We start from the raw sequence: 20,780 nt of genomic DNA, 5'->3' as shown, positions 1-20,780 counted from the left end.
TCGTATGTCTGATCATGAGCCGGGAGAGCAGAGTCAGCAGCCGCTGGGGCATCCGCCGCATGGTGCGCATGGGCGGGTGCCCACGGGGCGGGAGCGGTGGGACGCCTTCAAGCGGTCGCCCTTCCTGCCGGCCCTCGTGCTGGTCTTCATCCTGGCGGCCGCCGCGGGGCTCTTCGCGGGCTCGTACACGTACTCGATGGCCAATCCGACCCCTCATCACGTTCCCACGGCGGTCGTCGGGTCCCCGACCCCGGACGCCGCGCACGGCAAGGCCTTCCTCGACGGCATGGAGAAGGCGCTGAACGCCTCGCTGGAAGTGCGGCGGTACGACAGCGTGGCCGCGGCGCGGCGGGACGTGGAGGAGCAGAAGGTCTTCGCGATCCTCGATGTGGGCGAGCGGAAGGTGACGATGGACGTCTCCGGGGCGTCCGGGGCCTCCGTCGCGCAGGTGCTGTCCGAGACCGCGCCGAAGGTGGGCGAGGAGGTGGGGGTTCCGGTCACGGTGCGGGACATCAAGCCGTTGCAGGAGGGTGATCCCCGGGGGCTCGCCATCTTCTACATCTCGCTGGCGGCGGTGATCATCGGGTTCGTGGGGGCGATTCAGCTGAGCGTGCACGCGCGCGGGCTGAATCCGGCGGAGCGGATCGCCTTCACGGCGTTGTACGCGCTGCTGGGGGCCTTCGTCATCGCGGCGGTCGTCGACTGGTGGCTGGGGGCGGTGCGGCTGCCGTTCGTGGAGTCGTGGCTGATCCTGGCGCTGACGTTGTTCGCGTCGGGGATGGTCTTCACGATGTTCAACACGTTGTTCGGGCGGTGGGCGATGCTGCCGACATGGGGGCTGATGGTGCTGCTGGGGAATCCGTCGTCCGGGGGCGCGGTGTCGTGGCCGCTGCTGCCTTCGGTGCTGGGGCACATCGGGCAGTGGCTGCCGCCGGGGGCGTCGGTCAACGCGCAGCACACGGCGGTGTACTTCGGCGGGCACCAGCACGCGTTTCCGTTTCTGGTGCTCGGGGGGTGGGCGTTGGTGTCCTCGGCGGTGTTCTGGGTGTGGCGGCATCGGCATCCGGGTGGGCGGGGGGTGGGGGCGGTGCATGCGGCTTCGCGGGGCGGGGCGCGGGGTGGGTAGTGCGGGTGGGCGCCTGGGGTTCTTCTGTGGGGCGGGGCCGCGGGGGTATGTCCGTGCTCGCCATCTTGGCGCGGGTGCTTTGGTGCTTCGGTTCCCTGATGACCACCACTGTGCTCCGCGCGCACATACCCCCACGTCCCCTCCGACGCGTCGGCGACTGCGGGCCGTCGTTGCCTGGCCTGCCGTCCGGGGGGCGTAGGCGGGAACGGCGAAGGCCCCGTCCAGGGGACGGGGCCTTCGGGGAAGTGGCTGGGGCCGGGATCGAACCGGCGACCTATCGCTTTTCAGGCGATCGCTCGTACCAACTGAGCTACCCAGCCACGCGATCCGCGTGGAATCGCAAGCGGTCCTGACGGGATTTGAACCCGCGGCCTCCACCTTGACAGGGTGGCGAGCACTCCAAACTGCTCCACAGGACCAAGCATTGTGCGAGCACTAGTCTCGCACAAGGTGTTGCGTGCCCCCAACGGGATTCGAACCCGTGCTACCGCCTTGAAAGGGCGGCGTCCTGGGCCACTAGACGATGAGGGCTAAGGGCCCACCTGGGCGCTTTGCAGCGCGTCGGGGACGTGAGAAGCATATGGGATGCGGGGAGCTATCGCCAAAACGGTTTAGTCGGCGGGCCCCGGCGCGGTCGGCGAGGCCGGTGCCCCGGGCCGGTTCTCCTTGGGGAGATGGCGGCTGACCTCCGCCTTTGTCAGGCCGAGGCCGCCCAGCCTGATCTCGTCCCAGGCCTGCAGCCGCTTGGTCGTACGGTCCAGGTAGAGCACGGACGCCTCCACCGGGTCGGGGTACTTGCCCTCGACCGCCCGCAGCCCGCTGCCGCCCGTCGATCCCTCGACGCGCAGCCGCGTGCCCCCGTCCATGACCTCCATCTGCTGGCGGTGGATGTGGCCCGCGAGGACCAGCGGCACCTCGCCGTCCGTCTCGCGCGCCGTCGTCGGGTTGTGCGCGATGGCCACGTCGACCGGGGTGCCGGCCGCCCGCTCGGCGCGCAGGGCCGAGGCGAGCCGTATGCCGGCCATGTGGTGGACGGAGTCGCCGTCGGGCCTCACGGAGCGGTCGGGGGTGTACTGCGGGTCGCCGATCCCGGCGAAGCGCAGGCCGGCGACGGTTTCCGCCTTGCCGTCGTCGAGCACGTGGACGTTCTTGAAGCGCTCCAGGTAGCGCTGCGTGGTGAACGAGTCGTGGTTGCCGCGCACCCACACGTAAGGGACGCCCAGCTCCTTGATCGGGTCGAGGAAGGGGTTCTCGGCCGCGCTGCCGTGGTCCATCGTGTCGCCGGAGTCGACGATGACGTTGATGTCGTATTGCTCCACGAGGGAAGCGATGATCTTCCAGCTCGCCGGGTTGAGGTGGATGTCGGAGACGTGCAGGACCCGCATGGTCGTGGGGTCCGGCTGGTACGCGGGGAGCGTGGACGTGACGTCGTACAGCTTGGTCACGTTGGTGACCAGGCGTGCCAACTCCTGCTGGTAGACGTCGAATTCGCTGACGATGCTGCGGGCGTTGCCGACGACCGAGGGGGCGCTGCTGAGCAGGCCGGAGAACTTCGGTTCCAGGACGGACTTGGGGTTCCAGGTGGCGTACGCCGCCGTGCCCGAGGCCGCGAGGAGGGCGAGGGCCAGACCGCCCGCGGCGAGCGCGCGGCGCGGACGGCGGTAGACGGCGAGGCCGAGTGCGGTCGCGCCCGAGACGACGGCGACGCAGGAGCGGACGGCCAGGTCGAGCGTGCCGTGGCCGACGTCCCGCGCCACCTCGTCCTGGAGCCCCGAGAGCCGCTCCGGGTGGTCGACGAGGGCCTGGGAGCGCACGGGGTCGAGGCGGTCCACGTCCACGTCGAGGCGGATGGGGGCGATGTGGGAGCGCAGTTCCAGGGCGCCGAGCGGGGAGACGTTGATCTTCGTGCCGCCGGTGAGGGACGGGCGGAGCGTCATGCGGGTGTCCATCGGGCCGACGGGCGCGCGCACGCTGCCGACGATCAGCAGGCCGAGCCAGGCGCCGAGCAGGACGACCGTGAGCAGGCCGAGGGCGCGGGTGTAGGGGTGCGGCGGGCTGATCAGTTCGCTGACGGGATGGGCGCGGCGGGCGCGGTAGTGGCCCAGGAGGGCGCGGACCGCCCTTCGTACGCGCTGCGGGACGACCGTGACGTCGCGAGCCATTGGTCCCGTATGCCCAATTGGAGCGGGAGGTATGCGGGAAGGTGTGCCGGGACGGGGACAGCGGCGTGGCCGACAATGGGGGAGTGCTGGAGATGACGCGCGAGGAGTTCGAGGAACTGGTCGGCGAGGCTCTCGACCGGATTCCGCCGGAATTGACGCGGTTGATGGACAACGTGGCCGTCTTCGTCGAGGACGAGCCGCCCGCCGACGACCCCGAGTTGCTCGGGCTCTACGAAGGGACGCCGCTGACCGACCGGGGCGAGTGGTACGCGGGCGTCCTGCCGGACCGCATCACCATCTACCGGGGGCCCACGCTCCGGATGTGTGAGTCGCGTGAGGACGTGGTCGCCGAGACGGAGATCACCGTCGTGCACGAGGTGGCCCACCACTTCGGGATCGACGACGACCGGCTGCACGCGCTCGGGTACGGGTGAGGGTACGGACGCGGATGCGCGTCCGGCCGGGTGTGCGGGAGCGGGTGACGTCCGTGTCCTCTTGCGGGCCGCGGGAGTTGGGCAGTGCGTCCCCGTTCTCAGCGCCCCAGGAGGTGCTCGGCCGTGCGCCAGTTGTACGTTCCCGTCCGTTGGGCCGCGGTCGCGGTGGCCGTCGCGGCGACCGCGGGCTGCATGAGCATCGGTGACGACGGGGACGCGCCGCGGCCCGGGCGCTCCGCGGGTGACGGCGGGACCGCCGTGTCCGACGGCCGGCCGGTGGCCCGGGGCGACGACATCGCCACGGGCGGTGAGCGCGGGCAGGGCCGGGACAAGGGCAAGGCCAAAGGCAAGGGCAAAGGCAAGGCCAAGCGCAAGGGCGAGAGGGACGGCGCCTCCGGGGGCGACGGCTCGGTCCCCGAGGCCGGGGAGCCGTCGGAGTCCGCGGCGCCCTCACCGGCCGCCCCGAAGCCGACGAAACAGCCCGGCAAGCCCCTCCCGCCGCGGCCCAGGCCGACCCCGACCCGGACGACCGAGGAGCCCGAGCCGCCGAAGCCCTCCTCGTCCCCGACGCCGGCCCCGACCACCCCGGAGCCCTCCTCCTCGGCCGACGGGTCGGGGCAGGGCGCCCAGCTTCAGCGGCGGAGCGCGGACGGTGACGAGCGGGAACCGTCGCCGGAGGCGGGACCGCGGTAGACATCTGCGCAGGTGGGAGGCCTTTTGGTGGGGGCGGTTTGCCATATGGGGTGGGGGGTGCGTATGGTGGTAGATCGTTTGATCCCATTTGCCCGGCGCCGACACAGAAGAGCGCCGCGTGGCGCGTACTCTCCCTTGCCGTGGCTGACCGCATCGAGGCGGTCCATTGCGAAATCACGGAGTTGACGGGCGCGTGCCGAGACTCCGGAAGGTTTCGCATTTCGCATGTCCATTTTCAGTTCTGACCACGCCGTCCTGCCCGAGAACGAGATCGTCGAGAACGAGATCGCCACGAACGAGATCGTCGAGATCGTCGAGAACGAGGTCGTAGAGGCTGCCGTCGAGGCCGTCGCGGTCTCCGGGGCCGAGGACGTCACCGAGGTCACCCCCGACGCCGACGCCGACGCCACCGCTGAGGCCGACGCCGACGCCGAGCCCGAGATGACCTTCGGCGACCTCGGTCTGCCCGAGGGCATCGTCCGCAAGCTCGCGCAGAACGGCGTGACCACGCCCTTCCCGATCCAGGCCGCGACCATCCCGGACGCCCTGGCCGGCAAGGACATCCTCGGCCGTGGCCGCACCGGCTCCGGCAAGACCCTCTCCTTCGGTCTGCCGATGCTGGCGACCCTCGCCGAGAGCGGCCGCACCGAGAAGAAGAAGCCCCGCGGCGTCATCCTCACCCCGACCCGTGAGCTGGCGATGCAGGTCGCGGACGCCCTCCAGCCCTACGGCGACGTCCTCGGCCTCAAGATGAAGGTCGTCTGTGGCGGTACGTCCATGGGCAACCAGATCTACGCCCTGGAGCGCGGCGTCGACATCCTCGTCGCCACCCCGGGCCGCCTGCGCGACATCATCAGCCGCGGCGCCTGCTCGCTGGAGAACACCCAGATCGCGGTGCTCGACGAGGCCGACCAGATGTCCGACCTGGGCTTCCTGCCCGAGGTCACCGAGCTGCTCGACCAGGTTCCGTCCGGCGGCCAGCGCATGCTGTTCTCGGCCACGATGGAGAACGAGATCTCCACGCTGGTCAAGCGCTACCTGAACAGCCCGGTGACGCACGAGGTCGACAGCGCCCAGGGCAACGTCACGACCATGACGCACCACATCCTCATCGTGAAGCCCCGCGACAAGGCGCCCGTCACGGCCGCCATCGCCGCGCGCAAGGGCCGCACGATCATCTTCGTCCGCACCCAGCTGGGCGCCGACCGCATCGCCGAGCAGCTCTGCGACTCCGGTGTGAAGGCCGACGCGCTGCACGGCGGCATGACGCAGGGCGCTCGTACGCGCGTTCTTGAGGACTTCAAGAAGGGCTACGTCAACGCCCTCGTCGCCACCGACGTCGCCGCCCGCGGCATCCACGTCGACGGCATCGACCTGGTCCTGAACGTGGACCCGGCCGGCGACCACAAGGACTACCTGCACCGCTCGGGTCGTACGGCCCGTGCCGGCCGCTCCGGCACGGTCGTCTCCCTGTCGCTGCCGCACCAGCGCCGCCAGATCTTCCGCCTGATGGAGGACGCGGGCGTCGACGCCACGCGCCACATCATCAACGGCGGCGGCACCTTCGACCCGGAGGTCGCCGAGATCACCGGCGCCCGCTCGATGACCGAGGTGCAGGCCGACTCCGCGGGCAATGCCGCGGCCCAGGCCGAGCGTGAGGTCAAGGAGCTGACCAAGGAGCTGGAGCGCGCCACCCGCCGCGCCGCCGAGCTGCGTGAGGAGGCCGACCGCCTCACCGCGCGTGCCGCCCGTGAGCGCGGCGAGGACCCGGAGGCCGCCGTCGCCGAGGCCGCAGCCGCGGCCGAGGCCGTCGTGGAGGCCGCCGTCGCGTCGGTCCCCGAGCAGCCCACCGCCGAGCGCCCGGTCCGCGAGGAGCGTGCCTCGTCCTCGTCCTCGTACGAGAACCGTCGTCCGCAGCGTGATGAGCGCGGCAACTACGAGCGTGACCGTCGCGGCGACCGCGGTGGTGACCGTGGCGGCTTCAACCGTGACCGTCGTGACGACCGTGGCGGCGACCGTGGTGGTTTCCGTCGGGATGACCGTCCGTCGGGTGGCGGTTTCAACCGCGACCGTCGTGACGACAACCGTGGCGGTGGCTTCCGTCGGGACGACCGTCCGTCCGGTGGCGGCTTCAACCGTGACCGTCGTGACGACCGTGGCGGCGACCGTGGTGGTTTCCGTCGGGATGACCGTCCGTCGGGTGGTGGCTTCAACCGCGACCGTCGTGACGACAACCGTGGCGGTGGCTTCCGTCGGGACGACCGTCCGTCCGGTGGCGGCTTCAACCGTGACCGTCGTGATGACCGCGGCGGCGACCGTGGCGGCTTCCGCCGTGACGACCGCCCGGCCGGCGGCCACCGCGGCAGCGACCGTCCCTTCAACCGCGACCGTCGCGACGACCGTCCCTCCGGCGGTTTCCGCTCCGGTGGTCACGAGCGCCCGGCGTACAACCGCGACCGCTCGGGCACCGGCACCGGCTCCTTCGGCCGCCGTGACGACAAGCCGCGCTGGAAGCGCAACGGCTGAGTCAACCGCCCTCGCGCGGTGACGAGTTGAACCGATGGGCCCACCCTCTCCAGAGGGTGGGCCCATCGGCGTCCGTACGCCCGCCCCGGGCATCGGCACACACTTCTTCCGCCTTCGACGGCGATACCCGATCGGATGGCGGGGCGTGTCCCGCTATGCTCGGGGGAGCACCACGGAGGACCGTTAGCTCAATTGGCAGAGCAGTGGACTTTTAATCCATTGGTTGTGGGTTCGAGTCCCACACGGTCTACGGAGAAAGCCCAGTTCGGGGAGGGTCCCGACTGGGCTTTCGTCGTGTTCACCTCGGGCACTTCTTGTGGAGCCAGACGACTGCGCCGCCCGCCGAGATGGACACCTTCATGGCCGACGTGCCGGGATGCTCCTTGGTGATCGGCTCGTCGCAGCGCCAGCAGTACCGGACGGCGGCCCCACTCATCGCGGCACCGGCCGGGCGGCCCGCATGGCCGCGCCGAACAGGGTCTGGCCCGTGCGGCACCACGGGAGGCTGGTGGAGCACACCTTGCAGGCTTTGCGGTGCACCTGGGATGCCTCGGAGAGGTGGGTGTAGGCGCAGGGGCGGCAGCCGCGCGGGAACCAGTGGGCTCCGCTGCCGTGGGCGTCCACCTGGCGGGCGCCGAGGTCGACGGCCTCGTTGTTGTTGAGGCAGGCCGCGCACCAGACGCAGCGGCGGCCGCACACCTGATCCTCGGCGAGTCCGGCCGGATCGGGCAGTGCGATCGGTGGTACCCGGAGTGTTTGCGAACCGCTTCCCCCGCCGGGCAGCGGGATCGTAACGTCGCCCATGTCGACTCCCTTGTCGGTCGGCCACGCCCCGGGGCCGATCGCGCGGCCGCCGGGGTCTTGCCCGACTCATGGAATCGATTCGCCACTCACTGTGACAGGGATGGAACGTCCCACTTTCGCGACGCTAGTCGCCGACTCCCAGGAACTCGGCCAGGGGGCGGAGTCCCGCCGGATGGTTGGGGAGCGCCCACAGGTCACGCACGATGGCCACGGCCAGGGTGTGATGCTGCATCCACGTCGGAGCCACCCGGCGCAGGGCCTCCAAGGCCTTCACGGCCCCTGCCGCGTCCCCGAGGTCGGTGTGGGCGCGAGCCACGTCCAGCAGCAGCCATGTCCGCCATGACGGCGGGGTGTCCTTGCTCAGCCGCATTCCCTTGGCGAGAGCCAGGGCGTCTTCGGGGTGCCCGTACTGAACGGCCAGCCGGACACGTTCGATCCGTACCGAAGACGGGCTGAAGACGCTGACCATCCGGCTGTCGCTGCCCTGCGGCAGCTTGGCGACACGAGCCGCTTCGACCTCGGCGCCCGCCATCAACGCGGCCGCACGCGTGTAGTCGTTGCCGCGCGCGGCAGACGTGGCAGCCGACATGGTCAGTGCGCCCCAGACCTTCAAGCCGTCGGCGGTGTCCGTGCGGCCGCCCCTCTGGACGTCATCGGCGGCGTGGAGAGCGATGCTCAGGGCGTCGTCGAGGCGCCCCTGACGCTGGTACGCCCACGCGACGGAGTTGACGATCATTGGGCGGAGGAGCGGGTCGGAGGACTGCCCCGCGGCCTCTATCGCCCTCTCCAGGCTGATGAGCGCGAGGTCCGTCTTGCCCATGCGCACAGCGACGTGCCCGGCAAGCTGGAGGGCCTTGCCCAACGCGGCGAACCCGGCGGCTTCGTCATCGCCGAGGGTGGCGGCGCGCGCCTCGGAGATCACGTCCGGCAGCGCCTTCATCACCGTGTCGAACTCGGCGGCGTGATACTGCGTCCAGCCATCCGCGATCCGCTCGCGCAGGGTGGCCAGTGAGAAGTCGGGGCCAGGCGGGGCCGGTTGCGCCCCCCACAGCGCCGGCATGATGGCGCGCCGCACCGCCACGAAGCGCGGCCCGTCGTTCTCTCCGGTGGAGACGGCCGGCGGATCTCCCAGGAGGGTCGTCAGCTCAACACCGAGGCCGTTGGCCAGGGCATGAAGTGTGGGCAGCCGTGCCGAGTGCTTACGCCGTTGTTCGAGCTGCCGGATCACGTCGACGGATATTCCCGAACGCTCGGCCAAGTCCTCCTGGGTCAGGGAGGCCAGGCGACGCAGGCGTCGGAGAGTTCGCCCCAGGTCGTCGGTTGCCACGCTGTCACGGTACGCCGAACCGGTCAGTTCGGTTCGCAGATGTTGCCCACCGCAGGGCTCGGCACGCCGATGACGTTGATCGTGTTGCCGCAGAAGTTGAACGAGCCCTGCACGGGGGCCTGTACGAGGTTGCCGCTCCCGGGGCCTGGCGAGTTGCTCACCACCGCCACCAGGTTGTCCTCGGGGCGGGGGTCGGCCGCCGCGGGCTGCGTGCCGCCGGTAAGGGCGACCGCGGTGAGCGCGGCCGTCGCGAAGATCGTGCGTCCGCCCAGGGGGCGCCTGCGGATGAGCATGTGGTGCCTCCGAGTGTGTGTGCGTCCTGCCTGGAGCCTCACCCGGCGGGCACGGCGGCGACATGCCGGTGGCCCGGTGGCCGTAAGGGAATCGCTCGTTCGTGGTCCCCCGGGTGCGGCCGGGGCGCGGTTGTGGCAGGGGCCGTCCGGGGCCTTGGCGGTCTCAGCCGTGCCGCTCGGCGGCGGCCCTGCGGCGCTGGGCGGCGCGGTCGGACAGTGTTCCGATGATGCGCTGCCAGGACGGGGACGCCTCGACGAAGATCCTGGAGAAGACCAGCTTCGGGCTTCCCGAGGGAGCGTCGTCCCGTTCGTGGCCGGTCTCCCACGCGTCCAGTTCGTCGATGAGCCGGTCCAGCCGCGGATCGTCCGGGTCCCAGTCGACCGCCTGATCGCAGGCGAGATACAGGCGGGTCGTCTCCGGGTCGTCGAACCGGGCGTTCTTGTCCCGTATCCGCCGCGGCAGGGAGGCCGGGTCGAGGGCCTGGAGCAGAATCCACGAGTCGCGCTCCATGCGCACCCTGCGTTCGCTGACCCCGAGGCCGCGCATCCGGTCCAGGACGGCGACCACCTCGGGAGGCAGGACGAGCCGTTCGCCGCTGTCCAGCCGGGCGATCCGGCGGCGGTACTCGGTGAGGCGGCCGATCTTGCGCCGCAGCTCGGCGTCGATGTCGGCGATGGCCGAGGCGAACTCGGCGGGCCGCGCGTGCAGCAGCGCGTCGATGCGGGCCAGCGGGACGCCGGCGTCGGCGAGGGTCCTGATGCGGATGAGGTCCACCGCGGCCTGCGCGTCGTAACGGCGGTACCCGGAGGCGTCGCGCTCGGGCTCGGGCAGCAGGCCGAAGTGGTGGTAGTGGCGCACGGTGCGCACGGTCACGCCGGCCGCCGCGGCGAGCTGGCCGATCGTCAGCACCGTTCCTGCACCTCCGGGCCTGGTCGTGGTCGGGTCGTGGTCGTGGCGATCTTAGGGTCGGGCCGCCCGGCCGACCACGTCGCGGACCGCCTGGACCACGGCGTCGGGGCGGTCGAAGCAGAGCCGGTGGTGGAAGGTGTCGGTGAGGACGCGCTGTTCCCCGTACGAGACCGCGCTCACCAGGGCGGCGTCCAGTTCCGTCTTGGCTCCGTTCATCTGCCGCAGCGTCGGGTCCGGGGCCGCCGCCCGCGTGCCGGGGTCGTCGCCCACCACGGTGAGGGCCACCACCGGTACGTCGGGGAGGTCCGGCCCGGCCTTCAGCTCGGCGGCGAGCGCGGCCAGGCCGGTCCGCTCGGCGGCCCCGGAGCGGAGCCAGGCGTCGCTGTCCTTGGCTTCGAGCAGCGGCCGGCGCAGGTGCTCCGGGTGGTCCGCGAGCAGCTCGGCGCGCATCGCGCGCAGGGCCGGGCGCATCTGTTCGAGCTGCTCCGAGTCCGGTGCCATCCGCTCGGCCGCGGCCAGGGACGCCGCGGCAGGCATGAAGTCGTCCCAGTCGCGGTGGAAGGCGTCCAGCCAGACCAGCCCGGCCACGTCCCCCGGGTACAGCTGGGCGAACCGATGCGCGTAGGCACCGCCGAGGGAGTGCGCCGCGAGCACGTACGGGCCGGGGATGCCCTCGGCGCGCAGCAGCTCGTACAGTTCCGCCGCGACCTCGGCGGCGGTGCGCGGCAGCGGGAGGGGGTCGCTGTAGCCCGTGCCGCCGCGGTCGTACACCACGGCGGTGGTGAACCGTGCGACGCCCTGCTGCACGCCGGCGTAGTCCAGGCCGACCGCGCTCGCGCCCGGCAGGAACACGACGGCGGGCCCGCCGCTGCCCGTCCGGTGTACGAAGAGGCGGCGCCCGTCGATCTTCTGGAACCCTCCGACCGGTGGCGTGAACCCGGCCGTGGAAGTGCTGTCGTCCGTCATGCGAGGAGGCTCCAACGTTGACGCTGGGTCAGGGTCAAGCCCCCTTCGCCGGGCCACCGCCGCGTGAGCCTCGGATGCCGATGGGCGCCGCTGGGGCACCCGGAGGCTATTGGTTCGCCTCACCCCCTCGGATGGCGTACTGTTGGGTTCACCGACGCGGGGTGGAGCAGCTCGGTAGCTCGCTGGGCTCATAACCCAGAGGTCGCAGGTTCAAATCCTGTCCCCGCTACTGAAGGCCGAAGGCCCGGAGTCCGTGATCAGTCACGGACTCCGGGCCTTCGGTGTTTCCGGGCCCCGGCGCGACCCGTCCCGTCACCCGTATGGCCCACACCAGCTCGCACCCGCACCCCGCGCCGGGAAACCTGGGTGCAGCGCGGCGACGGGCGCGGGATCGGCGGGAGACAAGCGGTGGGGCAGCGTGGAGGTACCGGGGGCAGCGGAGCCACCGCGCACGAGCGGACACTCGTACGCGTCCTGCCCGTCCTGCTCCTCGTCGTGGGGGTCGTGTACGACGCCCTGACCCCGCCCGCGTTCACGGCCGCCCCGCTCTTCACGGCGGCCCCGCTGATCGCCGCCCCCTTCTACTCGCTGCTCTGCACCGTCCTGACGGGCGTCGCGGCCTCGGCCGCGGTCATCGTGCTGCACTACGGCAACTCCGCCGGCGGCCATGCCGAGGCCGTCACCGAACTGCTCACCGTGGCCACCGTCGCGGCTCTGGCGGTCTTCATCAACCGCGTCGTGCGCCGCGGCAACGACCGGCTCGCCATCGCCCGCTCCATCGCCGAGGCCACCCAGCGCGCCGTCCTGCCGCAGCCCGACCCCCGCATCGGCGGGCTGGACCTGGCGGCGCGGTACGAGGCCGCGCAGGCCGACGCTTTCATCGGCGGCGACCTGTACGCCGTGCAGGACACCCCGCACGGCGTACGGCTCATCGTCGGCGATGTCCGGGGCAAGGGCATGGGCGCGGTGGCCGCCGTCGCCGTCGTCATCGGCGCCTTCCGCGAGGCCGCCGAGCAGGAGACCACCCTGGAGGCGGTGGCGCAGCGCCTGGAGCGGGCCCTGGCGCGGGAGGGCACCCGGCGGGACGGGCTCGACGCCTTCGAGGGGTTCACCACCGCCGTCCTCGCGGAGATCCGGGTCGGCGAGGGCTGCGTACGGCTGGTGAACCGGGGGCACCCGGAACCGCTGCTGCTGCGGGGCGACGGGCGGCTGTGCGTGCTCACGCCGAGCGAGCCCGCGCTCCCGCTCGGCATGGGGGAACTGGGCGCGTGGCCGGACCGGGCGGACGAGTCGGAGTTCCCGCCGGGCGCGATGCTGCTCTTCTACACGGACGGGCTCTCGGAGGCGCGCGACGCGGCCGGGGCCTTCTACGACCCGGCGGCCCGGCTCGGCGGGCGGATCTTCCCCGGCCGCGAGGGTCCGCACACGCTGCTCGCCACGCTCACGCAGGAGGTACGGCGGCACACCGGGGGTGCGACGACGGACGACATGGCGCTGCTGGCGGTGCGGCGGCCGGCCACGGGGGACGGGAAGCCCGCGGGGGAGGGGGCCTGTCACCGGCCGTGAGCGAAGCGGAGCCGTCCGCATGACAACTGACGTTCTGTCAAGGGAATGTGAAGTTCCGGTACGCGGCTTTCGTGGGTTGATACAGGGTCAACTCGCCCTGCTATGGGTCGGCTTGCCCCGATAAGTACCGGCCGTGAGCGTTAACGATCAATCGGAACAGCTTGGAATACGGCACCGCTGTCTATTAACGTTCGATAACGCAGCGCGGTCGTCCCAGCCGTCACTAGAGGCGGCTCCGTGCGCACACGCCTAATCCCGCAAGGGAGCCGGGGAACCACCAACTTGGGGTGAATCGGGCACCTGTGCATCCGTGCCAGATGTCCGTAGGAGACCTTCCTGCTCCGAACCCGTCAGCTAACCCGGTAGGCGAGAAGGAAGGAAAGGAGTGCGCCCCAGTGGCGTCCAACCGGCCTGCCCCCCAAGCCGCGTACATACCGAATGACGACGACTTCGGTGGATACGACCCGGAGACCTGGGAGGAATGGAACCCCACCGAGGAGTCCGTCCGTCCCGTCCGCGGCAGGCACCGTGTGCACAAGAAGGGCGGCGGCGGGCTCGCCCGCAGCTCCACCGTGCTGGGCGTCGGCGTCATCGCCGCCGTCGGCGCGGGCGGCATGGCCACCGCGCAGGACGGCAAGCCGCCCGTCTCCATCTCCATGCCCGACCTGGGCGCCGTCACCGACTCGCTGCCCGCGGCCGAGTCCCTGCCCGGCGTGGGCGCACTGCTCTCCGATGACTCCGCGGCCCCCGCGGGCGCCGAGACCGTCGCCGCGGCCGCCCCGCTCACCGCGGCCGGTGTCAGCCACACCGACGCCCAGCAGGGCACCACGGACGCGGGCGAGGCCCTGCGCGCCCGCATCATGCAGCAGGCCGAGAACCAGCAGGACCAGGCGGACGACGCGGTGCGCAGCGCGGCCGAGGAGGCCGCAGTCAAGAAGGCCGCCGAGGAGGCCGCCGCCCAGCAGAGGCAGGCGGAGCGCAAGGCCGACGCCGAGGCCGCCGCCAAGAAGAAGAAGGAGCGGGAGGCCCGCGAGGCCAAGGCCCTGGCCGAACGCCGGGCCAAGCTCGCCAAGAGCTACGCGCTGCCCACCTCCTCGTACACCATCACGTCCCACTTCGGTGTCGCCGGCTCCATGTGGTCCTCCGGGCACCACACCGGTCTCGACTTCGCCGCTCCGACGGGTACCCCGCTCAAGGCCGTCCACACCGGCACCGTCAAGGAAGCCGGCTGGGCGGGGGCGTACGGCTACCGCACGGTCCTGGAGCTGAGCGACGGCACCGAGGTCTGGTACTGCCACCAGTCCTCGATGAACGTCAGCGCGGGCCAGAAGGTCAGCACCGGCGATGTCATCGGCCGGGTGGGCGCGACCGGCAACGTCACCGGGCCGCACCTGCACATGGAGGTGCACACCGCGGGCGGCTCCACCGTCGACCCGCTCGCCTGGCTGCAGAGCAAGGGCCTCAACCCCTGACCCGGGGCCCGCGGGCTTACGTTCCTTTGCTTGACGTTCCTTTGGGGGAGCGGACGGAATTCCGTTTCCGCCGGGTCCGTTGAGGAACGTATGACTTCTCTTCGCACTCTTGGCTCATCCGACCTCGACGTCTTCCCGCTGGCCCTGGGAGGCAACGTCTTCGGGTGGACGGCCGACCGGGCGGCGTCCTTCGCCGTCCTCGACGCCTACACCGCGGCGGGCGGCAACTTCATCGACACGGCCGACGTGTACTCGGCCTGGGTGGAGGGGAACAAGGGCGGCGAGTCCGAGACCCTCATCGGCGAGTGGCTGACCGCCCGCGGCAACCGCTCCGACGTCATCGTGGCGACGAAGGTCGGCGCCCACCCCGAGTACACCGGTCTGGCCCCGGAGACCATCAAGGGCGCCGCCGACGCCTCCCTGCGCCGCCTCGGCACCGACTACATCGACCTCTACTACACGCACTACGACGACCCGTCGGTCCCCGTGGAGGAGATCATCGGGACGCTGGACGAGCTGGTCGCGGCCGGCAAGGTGCGCGCCATCGCCGCCTCCAACATCACGCCCGAGCGGCTCCAGGAGTCCCTCGACTTCTCCGACCGCGAGGGCCTCGCCCGCTTCGTCGCGCTCCAGCCGCACTACAACCTCGTCTCCCGCGACACCTACGAGGGCCGCCTCCAGGAGGTCGCCTCGCGCTCCGGCCTGGCCGCCGTCCCGTACTACGCGCTCGCCTCCGGCTTCCTCACCGGCAAGTACCGCCCCGGCACGCGCGTGGAGAGCGCGCGCAGCGGCCGGGCCGAGGAGTACGCGGGCACCGAGAGGGGCGGCCGGGTCCTCGCCGCGCTCGACGAGATCGCCGAGGCGCATGAGGCGGAGGTCGCGACCGTGGCCCTCGCGTGGCTCGCGGCCCAGCCCACCGTGGCGGCGCCGATCGCCTCCGCCCGCACGGTCGAGCAGCTGCCGGCGCTGCTCGCGGTGGCGGACCTCGAACTGACGGACGCCGAGCTGACGGCGCTGACGGCGGCCTCCGCGTAGGCTTCCGGGCTCCCTGGCCTCCGGGCTTCCGGGTTTCCGGACTTTCGGGCGCCTAGGAGCGGTAGGGGTTGTGGACCGGGTGGCCGTACGCCGGTGCCGGGTAGGGCTGCGGCTGGCCGTACGGGGCGGGGGCGTACGGAGCGGGGTGGTACGCGCCGTGCGGGTGGGCATACGCCGCGTACGGCAGGGGGCGCATGACCGGGGTGATCGCGCGGGCCGCGTACGCCAGCGCGGGGCGGGCCGGCTCGCGGCGCTCCCAGAGCTGTTCGAGCAACTCCCGCTCGCGTACGACGAAGTCGGCGCCCGCCCGGCCGCGGCGCCCCCGGTGGCGCAGCAGCGCCAGTGACGTCGCGTACGTCTCGTACTCCAGGACCGCGCGGCCCGCGGCCTTCCCCCAGGTGTACGAGGCGTAGTCGCGGGCCAGCGCCCGAGCCCGCATCGAGCCGAGCGCGTACGGCTCGGGCGGGGTGAGCCAGCCCGCCGCCACATACGCGGGCAGTTCGGCGCGGACCACGCGCAGTTCGCGCTGGCGCGTCCAGACCGCCAGCCAGGTCAGCAGCCCGAACGAGGGCAGCATGAAGAGCGCGTACACGGCGAGGAAGCCGACCTGGCCGAAGACCGCGGAGCCGTTCCACAGGGCGTGCATGCCCATGGCGAGCAGCAGTCCGGCGAGCGGCAGCAGCACGCGGCGCAGGCGCAGGCGCTCCGCGGAGAAGGCGGCGAGGCCGAAGCCGATGCCGGTCAGGACCGTGAAGAGCGGGTGCGCGAACGGCGACATGACCACGCGTACGAAGAACGTCGCCGCCGTCACGGAGGCGACACCGCTCTCGCGGCTGAGCTGGTCGGTGACGAAGGCGTTGCCGAGGTAGAGGATGTTCTCGGTGAACGCGAAGCCCGTCGCGGTCACCCCGGCGATGACCATGCCGTCGACGATGCCGGTGAAGTCGCGTCTGCGGAAGAGGAAGACGAGCAGGATGGCGGCGGCCTTCGCCGACTCCTCGACGATCGGCGCGATGACGGTGGCGCCCAGGGTGTCGGCGCTGGTGGGGTCGGCGGTGGCGGTGGCTATCCAGCGGATCGCGAAGCTGTTCGCGACGATCGCGATGAGCGCGGCGGCGCAGGCACCCCACGCGAAGGAGAAGAGGAGGTTCCGCCAGGGCGCCGGCGCGACCCGGTCCAGCCAGCGGAACGCGGCGACGAGCAGCGGCACGGGGACGGTGGCCAGGCCGAGCCCGACGAGGAAGCCCTCGGTGCCGGTCTGCTTCCTGACCAGGGCGAGGATGACGAGGCCGGACAGCGCGAGCAGCGTGACGAGTCCGGCCACGCGTATCGCGCGCCGCTGCCACCAGTGGGCGCGTCGGAGTTCTCCCGGGGCGGGTGCCTCGGGCGGAATCGGATACGGAGGACTGGTGGCCACGTCGTTGACCCTAACGAGGGACGGGGGTGGCCGCGACGGCGCCTTTACCTGCCGGTGCCCGTCCCGAGCTGCTCCACACGGCGGAACAGCAGGTCGTGGACCACGTGCCCCTTCTTCAGGCCCTGGCCCTCGAAGCGGGTGAGGGGGCGGAAGTCCGGGCGCGGCGCGAAGCCGCCGCCCTCCTGGGCGTTCTCGAAGTCGGGGTGCGCGGTGAGTACCTCCAGCATCTGCTCGGCGTACGGCTCCCAGTCCGTCGCGCAGTGCAGGAGGGCGCCCGGCCTGAGCGAGGGCGCGGCCAGGGTGAGGAACTCCGGCTGGATCAGGCGGCGCTTGTGGTGGCGGGCCTTGGGCCAGGGGTCGGGGAAGTAGACGCGCAGACCGGCGAGGGACTCGGGCGGGAGCATCTCGCGGAGCAGGATGATGGCGTCGCCGTTGGCCACGCGGACGTTGGTCAGGCCGCCGCGCTCGGCGAGGCCGAGGAGGTTGCCCTGGCCGGGGGTGTGCACGTCGACGGCGAGGATGCCGGTGTCCGGGTCGGCGGCGGCCATCTGCGCGGTCGCCTCGCCCATGCCGAAGCCGATCTCCAGGACGACGGGGAGGTCGGGGCGGGGGCCGTGCTCGTCCGCGAACAGCTCGCCGAGGTCGAGCGTGCGCAGGCCGTCGATGTCCAGGCCCCAGGTGGGCCAGAGCCGCCGCAGGGCGTCGCCCTGGCTGGTGGTCACCCGGCTGCGGCGCGGTTGGAAGCTGCGGATGCGGCGCTCGTGGTGCGAGCCCGCGGGGTCGGGGGAGGGGCCGCCGGGGAAGCGGGGGGCGGCCTGGGGGCGCCCGGTCCGCCGGGGCCCGTCCCCCTCGGGGGTGCCGGACGCTTCGGGGGCCTCGGGGGCTTCGGGGGTTTGGGGTGACTCAGACACAGTGCGGCCAATTTTACGGGGCGGGAGGTGGGGTGGTCCGGCTGCCGGTGCGCTGCGGGTCGGCGGTGGCTGGTCGCGCAGTTCCCCGCGCCCCTTGGGGCAGGGCGTTGCGGGCGGACCGTGCCCGTCAGGGACGCGGGGGTCGTGCCCCGCCAGGGGCGCGGGGAACTGCGCGCTCAGCCGCGTCGGACCCGCAGAGCACCAAGCACCGCGTCGACGCACACAGACCGCCGGCAGGCGACCTGGCAGAGCCGCTGAATCCGGCGGTCACCGAGCCCCGGCTCTGCTGAAGGCGACCCTGCAGAGCCGCTGAACCCGGCGGTCACGGAGCCCCGGCTGCCGCGGAGCCCCGCCTCACCCCAAGACGGCCAGCGCCCGCCGCGCGACCTCCCGTCCGATCGGCAGTGAGGCCGTGGCGGCGGGTGAAGGCGCGTTCAGGACGTGCACCGTGCGCGCGCCCTCCCGTATCAGGAAGTCGTCGACCAGCGTGCCGTCCCGCAGCACCGCCTGGGCGCGGACCCCGGCCGGGGCGGGCACCAGGTCGTCGGGGCCGATCCCCGGCAACAGCCTGCGCACCGCTTCGGTGAACGCCGTCTTGGAGACGGAGCGGCGCAGCTCACCCGCGCCGTACCGCCAGTGGCGGCGGGCTATGCGCCATGAGCCCGGCCAGCCGAGCGTCCCGGCCAGCTCGCGGGGGTGGACGACCGACCAGGCGTACCCCTCGCGGGCCAGGGCGGGGACCGCGTTCGGCCCCACGTGGACGCCGCCGTCGATGCCGCGGGTGAGGTGGACGCCGAGGAAGGGGAAGGCCGGGTCGGGCACGGGGTAGACGAGACCGCGGACCAGCTCGGGGCGGGCCAGCTCGAAGTACTCCCCCCGGAACGGCACGATCCGCATGCCGGGGTCGTCGCCCGTGAGCCGCGCGACCGCGTCGCAGTGCAGACCCGCGCAGTTCACCAGGACCTTGCCGCGCACGATGGCGCCATCGGCGGTGCGGACGGCGACGCCGAGGTCGGCGCGGCGGTCCACGCGCGTGACGTGCCCGGCCGCGCCGAAGCGGATCTCGGCGCCGGAGGCCTCCGCGAGATGTCTCGCCACCGCGCCGTAGTCACAGATGCCGGTGGTGCCGACGTGGATGGCGGCGAGGCCGCGCACCTCCGGCTCGTACTCCGTGATCTGGGCGGGGCCCAGCTCGCGCACCGGGATGCCGTTCTCCCTGCCGCGCTGGACCAGGGCGTGCAGCCGGGGCAGCTCCGCGCGCTCGGTGGCGACGATCAGCTTGCCGGTGACCTCATGCGGAATGCCGTACTCCGCGCAGAACTTGATCATCTCGGCGGCGCCGCGGACCGCGTATCTCGCCTTCAGGGAGCCGGGGCGGTAGTAGATCCCGCTATGGATCACCCCGCTGTTGCGGCCCGTCTGGTGGCGGGCGGGGCCGCGCTCCTTCTCCAGCACGGTGACGCGGGTGCCGGGGGCGGCGCGCGTGAGGGCGTACGCCGTCGCGAGACCGACGATGCCGCCGCCGATCACCAGCACGTCGCAGTCGTTCGCGACCTTCTTCACCGCGCCTCACCTCCCACCACAGATACTGCCCTGCGCCACTGACAACGCCCTCAAACCTGGGGTGGATGTGTGCTTCCCCGCCGTGGGTCCCCGCGCCGCGGCTACGCGGGAGCCATCAGCAGCGGCCTGGCGCGCTCACGCAGCTCCACGACCCTCGGTTCGTCCCCGTACGGCTCGAGGCGGTGCAGGAGGTCCTTCACGTACTCGGTGGTGCGCGCGGAGGAGATGCGGCCCGCGACCTCCAGGGCCCGCGTGCCCTGCTCGCACGCCGCGTCGAGGTTGCCGGACTCCAGCTCGGCGACGGCCGAGACGACCAGGCGCAGGCCGTGGGAGCGCACGAACTCCTCCGTGGGGCGGGACAGCGCCTGTTCCGTGAAGCGGCGGACCTGCCGGGGCGCCTTCAGGTCGCGGTAGCACTCGGCGGCGTCGGCGGCGAAACGGTCGTAGGAGTAGAAGCCGAGCCAAGTGGGGTCGTTGTCACCGTCGCGGGACCGCTCCAGCCAGCCCTCGGCGGCCCGCAGCGCCGCCCCCGCGGCCTGCGCGTCATGGGCACGCGCGTGCGCGCGCGCCTCGACGAGCCGGAAGAAGCTCATGGTGCGGGCCGTCGCGAGCCCGCGGTTGCGCTCCAGGGCGGCCTGCGCGAGGTCGACGCCCTCGTCCCCGAAGCCGCGGTAGGTCGCCTGGAGGGACATGGAGGCGAGGACGTATCCCCCCAGGGGCACGTCGGCCGCCGCGCGGGCGAGCCGGAGCGCCTGGATGTAGTAGCGCTGGGCGGCCTCCTGCTGGCCCGTGTCGAACGCTATCCACCCGGCCAGGCGGGTCAGCTCGGCGGAGGCTCCGAAGAGGGCGCGGCCGACCTCGTCGGAGTAGGAGCCGAGGAGCAGCGGCGCCGCCTCGACGCGCAGGCACTCCGGGACCATGGAGGAGCGCCAGTCGCCGCCCCCGTACTTGGAGTCCCAGCGCCGTGCGTCCTCGGCGGCCTCGCGCAGCTTCAGCACGTCGCTGTGGCCGACCTTCAGCGGCGCGCCGCCGTCGTCGGCGTGCGCCACGTCGCGTGGCACGTCGTGGGAGGCGTCGCGCGCGACGGAGCTGTCGGCCGGGGTTATGAGCCAGCGGGAGGCGGGCGTCGCGTACGCGCTCACCGCGAAGGAGCCGGCGAGGGACTGCCAGATGCCGCCTCCGGTGCGGCGGCCCGCCAGGTCGAGGCGGTACAGCTCGGTGGCCGACTTGACGGCGGCCCCCACGTCACGGGGGAAGGCGAGGCCCACTTCGGGCGCCGGGTCGGCGTCCGCGAGGCCGATCTCGTGCAACGGCACGGGGCGGCCGAGCTTCTGCCCGATGGCCGCCGCGATCAGGTGGGGGGCGGCGCCCTGCGGCACCATGCCCTTGGACACCCAACGGGCCACGGAGGTCTTGTCGTATCGAAGCGTCAACCCGCGTTGGGCGCCGAGGTCGTTGACCCGGCGTGCGAGTCCCGCGTTGCTGATTCCCGCGAGGGCGAGAACGGTGCCGAGCTTTTCGTTCGGCCCGCGTTGCTCCCTGGACATGCGCCACCCCTCGACACAGACGGCTGCC

18 protein-coding genes, 5 tRNA genes and 1 riboswitch are annotated in these 20,780 nt (G+C 72.3%); of the genes, 9 read left to right on the top strand and 14 right to left on the bottom strand.

From position 1 onward, the window contains the following. Nucleotides 1-4 precede the first annotated feature (4 nt). Nucleotides 5-1,126 (top strand): ABC-2 transporter permease, encoded by a 1,122-nt coding sequence (locus J2N69_RS17570; protein WP_230901634.1) that lies wholly within the window; start codon nucleotides 5-7, stop codon nucleotides 1,124-1,126. Between the two features lie 246 nt (nucleotides 1,127-1,372). Here J2N69_RS17570 and J2N69_RS17565 read toward each other — a convergent pair. The 4 genes from J2N69_RS17565 to J2N69_RS17550 all read right to left on the bottom strand — a co-directional run bounded on the left by J2N69_RS17565 (nucleotide 1,373) and on the right by J2N69_RS17550 (nucleotide 3,288). Further along, nucleotides 1,373-1,446, bottom strand: a tRNA-Phe gene (locus J2N69_RS17565). Between the two features lie 24 nt (nucleotides 1,447-1,470). Continuing rightward, nucleotides 1,471-1,545, bottom strand: a tRNA-Asp gene (locus J2N69_RS17560). Between the two features lie 39 nt (nucleotides 1,546-1,584). Further along, nucleotides 1,585-1,657 (bottom strand) — tRNA-Glu (locus J2N69_RS17555). 80 nt (nucleotides 1,658-1,737) lie between these two features. After that, entirely contained in the window at nucleotides 1,738-3,288 is a 1,551-nt protein-coding gene (locus J2N69_RS17550; RefSeq protein WP_230901633.1) for a metallophosphoesterase family protein, read from the bottom strand. 83 nt (nucleotides 3,289-3,371) lie between these two features. Between J2N69_RS17550 and J2N69_RS17545 the strand changes: the two genes are divergently transcribed. From J2N69_RS17545 to J2N69_RS17530, 4 genes are all read left to right on the top strand, one after another. Next, nucleotides 3,372-3,722: a metallopeptidase family protein gene (locus J2N69_RS17545; RefSeq protein ID WP_194138288.1), complete on the top strand. Its 351-nt coding sequence runs from the start codon at nucleotides 3,372-3,374 to the stop codon at nucleotides 3,720-3,722. A gap of 123 nt (nucleotides 3,723-3,845) precedes the next feature. After that, the gene (locus tag J2N69_RS17540; protein ID WP_230901632.1) at nucleotides 3,846-4,415 is read left to right on the top strand and encodes a hypothetical protein; all 570 of its coding nucleotides are present in this window, start codon (nucleotides 3,846-3,848) and stop codon (nucleotides 4,413-4,415) included. Nucleotides 4,416-4,640: 225 nt separating this feature from the next. Continuing rightward, nucleotides 4,641-6,941, top strand: coding sequence for a DEAD/DEAH box helicase (locus J2N69_RS17535; RefSeq protein WP_230901631.1), 2,301 nt, complete (start codon nucleotides 4,641-4,643; stop codon nucleotides 6,939-6,941). Nucleotides 6,942-7,118: 177 nt separating this feature from the next. Then, nucleotides 7,119-7,191, top strand: a tRNA-Lys gene (locus J2N69_RS17530). 48 nt (nucleotides 7,192-7,239) lie between these two features. Here J2N69_RS17530 and J2N69_RS17525 read toward each other — a convergent pair. The 6 genes from J2N69_RS17525 to J2N69_RS17500 all read right to left on the bottom strand — a co-directional run bounded on the left by J2N69_RS17525 (nucleotide 7,240) and on the right by J2N69_RS17500 (nucleotide 11,241). Beyond that, complete coding sequence (locus J2N69_RS17525; protein WP_230901630.1) at nucleotides 7,240-7,377, bottom strand: hypothetical protein; 138 nt, start codon at nucleotides 7,375-7,377, stop codon at nucleotides 7,240-7,242. Next, on the bottom strand, nucleotides 7,374-7,745 hold the full coding sequence (locus J2N69_RS17520) for a hypothetical protein (RefSeq protein WP_230901629.1): 372 nt from the start codon (nucleotides 7,743-7,745) through the stop codon (nucleotides 7,374-7,376). The genes J2N69_RS17525 and J2N69_RS17520 overlap by 4 nt, the downstream gene beginning before the upstream one ends. Nucleotides 7,746-7,869: 124 nt before the next feature. Continuing rightward, nucleotides 7,870-9,072 carry a helix-turn-helix domain-containing protein gene (locus tag J2N69_RS17515; RefSeq protein ID WP_230901628.1) on the bottom strand — a complete coding sequence of 401 codons (1,203 nt, stop codon included), beginning with the start codon at nucleotides 9,070-9,072 and terminating at the stop codon, nucleotides 7,870-7,872. A gap of 23 nt (nucleotides 9,073-9,095) precedes the next feature. Then, nucleotides 9,096-9,365 carry a chaplin gene (locus J2N69_RS17510; RefSeq protein ID WP_230901627.1) on the bottom strand — a complete coding sequence of 90 codons (270 nt, stop codon included), beginning with the start codon at nucleotides 9,363-9,365 and terminating at the stop codon, nucleotides 9,096-9,098. Nucleotides 9,366-9,528: 163 nt separating this feature from the next. Next, entirely contained in the window at nucleotides 9,529-10,275 is a 747-nt protein-coding gene (locus J2N69_RS17505) for a MerR family transcriptional regulator (RefSeq protein WP_230901626.1), read from the bottom strand. Between the two features lie 51 nt (nucleotides 10,276-10,326). After that, nucleotides 10,327-11,241 (bottom strand): alpha/beta fold hydrolase, encoded by a 915-nt coding sequence (locus J2N69_RS17500; protein WP_230901625.1) that lies wholly within the window; start codon nucleotides 11,239-11,241, stop codon nucleotides 10,327-10,329. Between the two features lie 155 nt (nucleotides 11,242-11,396). Here J2N69_RS17500 and J2N69_RS17495 point away from each other — a divergent pair. The 4 genes from J2N69_RS17495 (at nucleotide 11,397) to J2N69_RS17480 (ending at nucleotide 15,314) form a co-directional block, all read left to right on the top strand. After that, nucleotides 11,397-11,470, top strand: a tRNA-Met gene (locus tag J2N69_RS17495). Between the two features lie 179 nt (nucleotides 11,471-11,649). Continuing rightward, nucleotides 11,650-12,807, top strand: a complete 1,158-nt coding sequence (locus J2N69_RS17490) for a PP2C family protein-serine/threonine phosphatase (RefSeq protein ID WP_230901624.1) — start codon at nucleotides 11,650-11,652, stop codon at nucleotides 12,805-12,807. Between the two features lie 236 nt (nucleotides 12,808-13,043). Further along, nucleotides 13,044-13,191, top strand: a riboswitch (cyclic di-AMP (ydaO/yuaA leader). An 11-nt stretch (nucleotides 13,192-13,202) separates the two neighbouring features. After that, the gene (locus tag J2N69_RS17485; protein WP_230901623.1) at nucleotides 13,203-14,279 is read left to right on the top strand and encodes a M23 family metallopeptidase; all 1,077 of its coding nucleotides are present in this window, start codon (nucleotides 13,203-13,205) and stop codon (nucleotides 14,277-14,279) included. 90 nt (nucleotides 14,280-14,369) lie between these two features. Further along, the gene (locus tag J2N69_RS17480) at nucleotides 14,370-15,314 is read left to right on the top strand and encodes an aldo/keto reductase (protein WP_230901622.1); all 945 of its coding nucleotides are present in this window, start codon (nucleotides 14,370-14,372) and stop codon (nucleotides 15,312-15,314) included. A gap of 52 nt (nucleotides 15,315-15,366) precedes the next feature. Here the strand turns inward: J2N69_RS17480 and J2N69_RS17475 are convergent, their stop codons facing one another. From J2N69_RS17475 to J2N69_RS17460, 4 genes are all read right to left on the bottom strand, one after another. After that, nucleotides 15,367-16,731 (bottom strand): PrsW family glutamic-type intramembrane protease, encoded by a 1,365-nt coding sequence (locus J2N69_RS17475; protein WP_230901621.1) that lies wholly within the window; start codon nucleotides 16,729-16,731, stop codon nucleotides 15,367-15,369. 44 nt (nucleotides 16,732-16,775) lie between these two features. Further along, the gene (gene trmB, locus J2N69_RS17470; RefSeq protein ID WP_230901620.1) at nucleotides 16,776-17,642 is read right to left on the bottom strand and encodes a tRNA (guanosine(46)-N7)-methyltransferase TrmB; all 867 of its coding nucleotides are present in this window, start codon (nucleotides 17,640-17,642) and stop codon (nucleotides 16,776-16,778) included. A gap of 354 nt (nucleotides 17,643-17,996) precedes the next feature. After that, nucleotides 17,997-19,205: an L-2-hydroxyglutarate oxidase gene (gene lhgO / locus J2N69_RS17465; RefSeq protein ID WP_230901619.1), complete on the bottom strand. Its 1,209-nt coding sequence runs from the start codon at nucleotides 19,203-19,205 to the stop codon at nucleotides 17,997-17,999. A gap of 101 nt (nucleotides 19,206-19,306) precedes the next feature. Beyond that, nucleotides 19,307-20,752: an MFS transporter gene (locus J2N69_RS17460; protein WP_230901618.1), complete on the bottom strand. Its 1,446-nt coding sequence runs from the start codon at nucleotides 20,750-20,752 to the stop codon at nucleotides 19,307-19,309. Nucleotides 20,753-20,780 lie beyond the last annotated feature (28 nt).

Origin of the sequence: Streptomyces huasconensis, assembly GCF_021028635.1 — a bacterium.
GTDB lineage: Bacteria > Actinomycetota > Actinomycetes > Streptomycetales > Streptomycetaceae > Streptomyces > Streptomyces huasconensis.
This window is presented reverse-complemented; position numbering and strand designations above follow the sequence as displayed.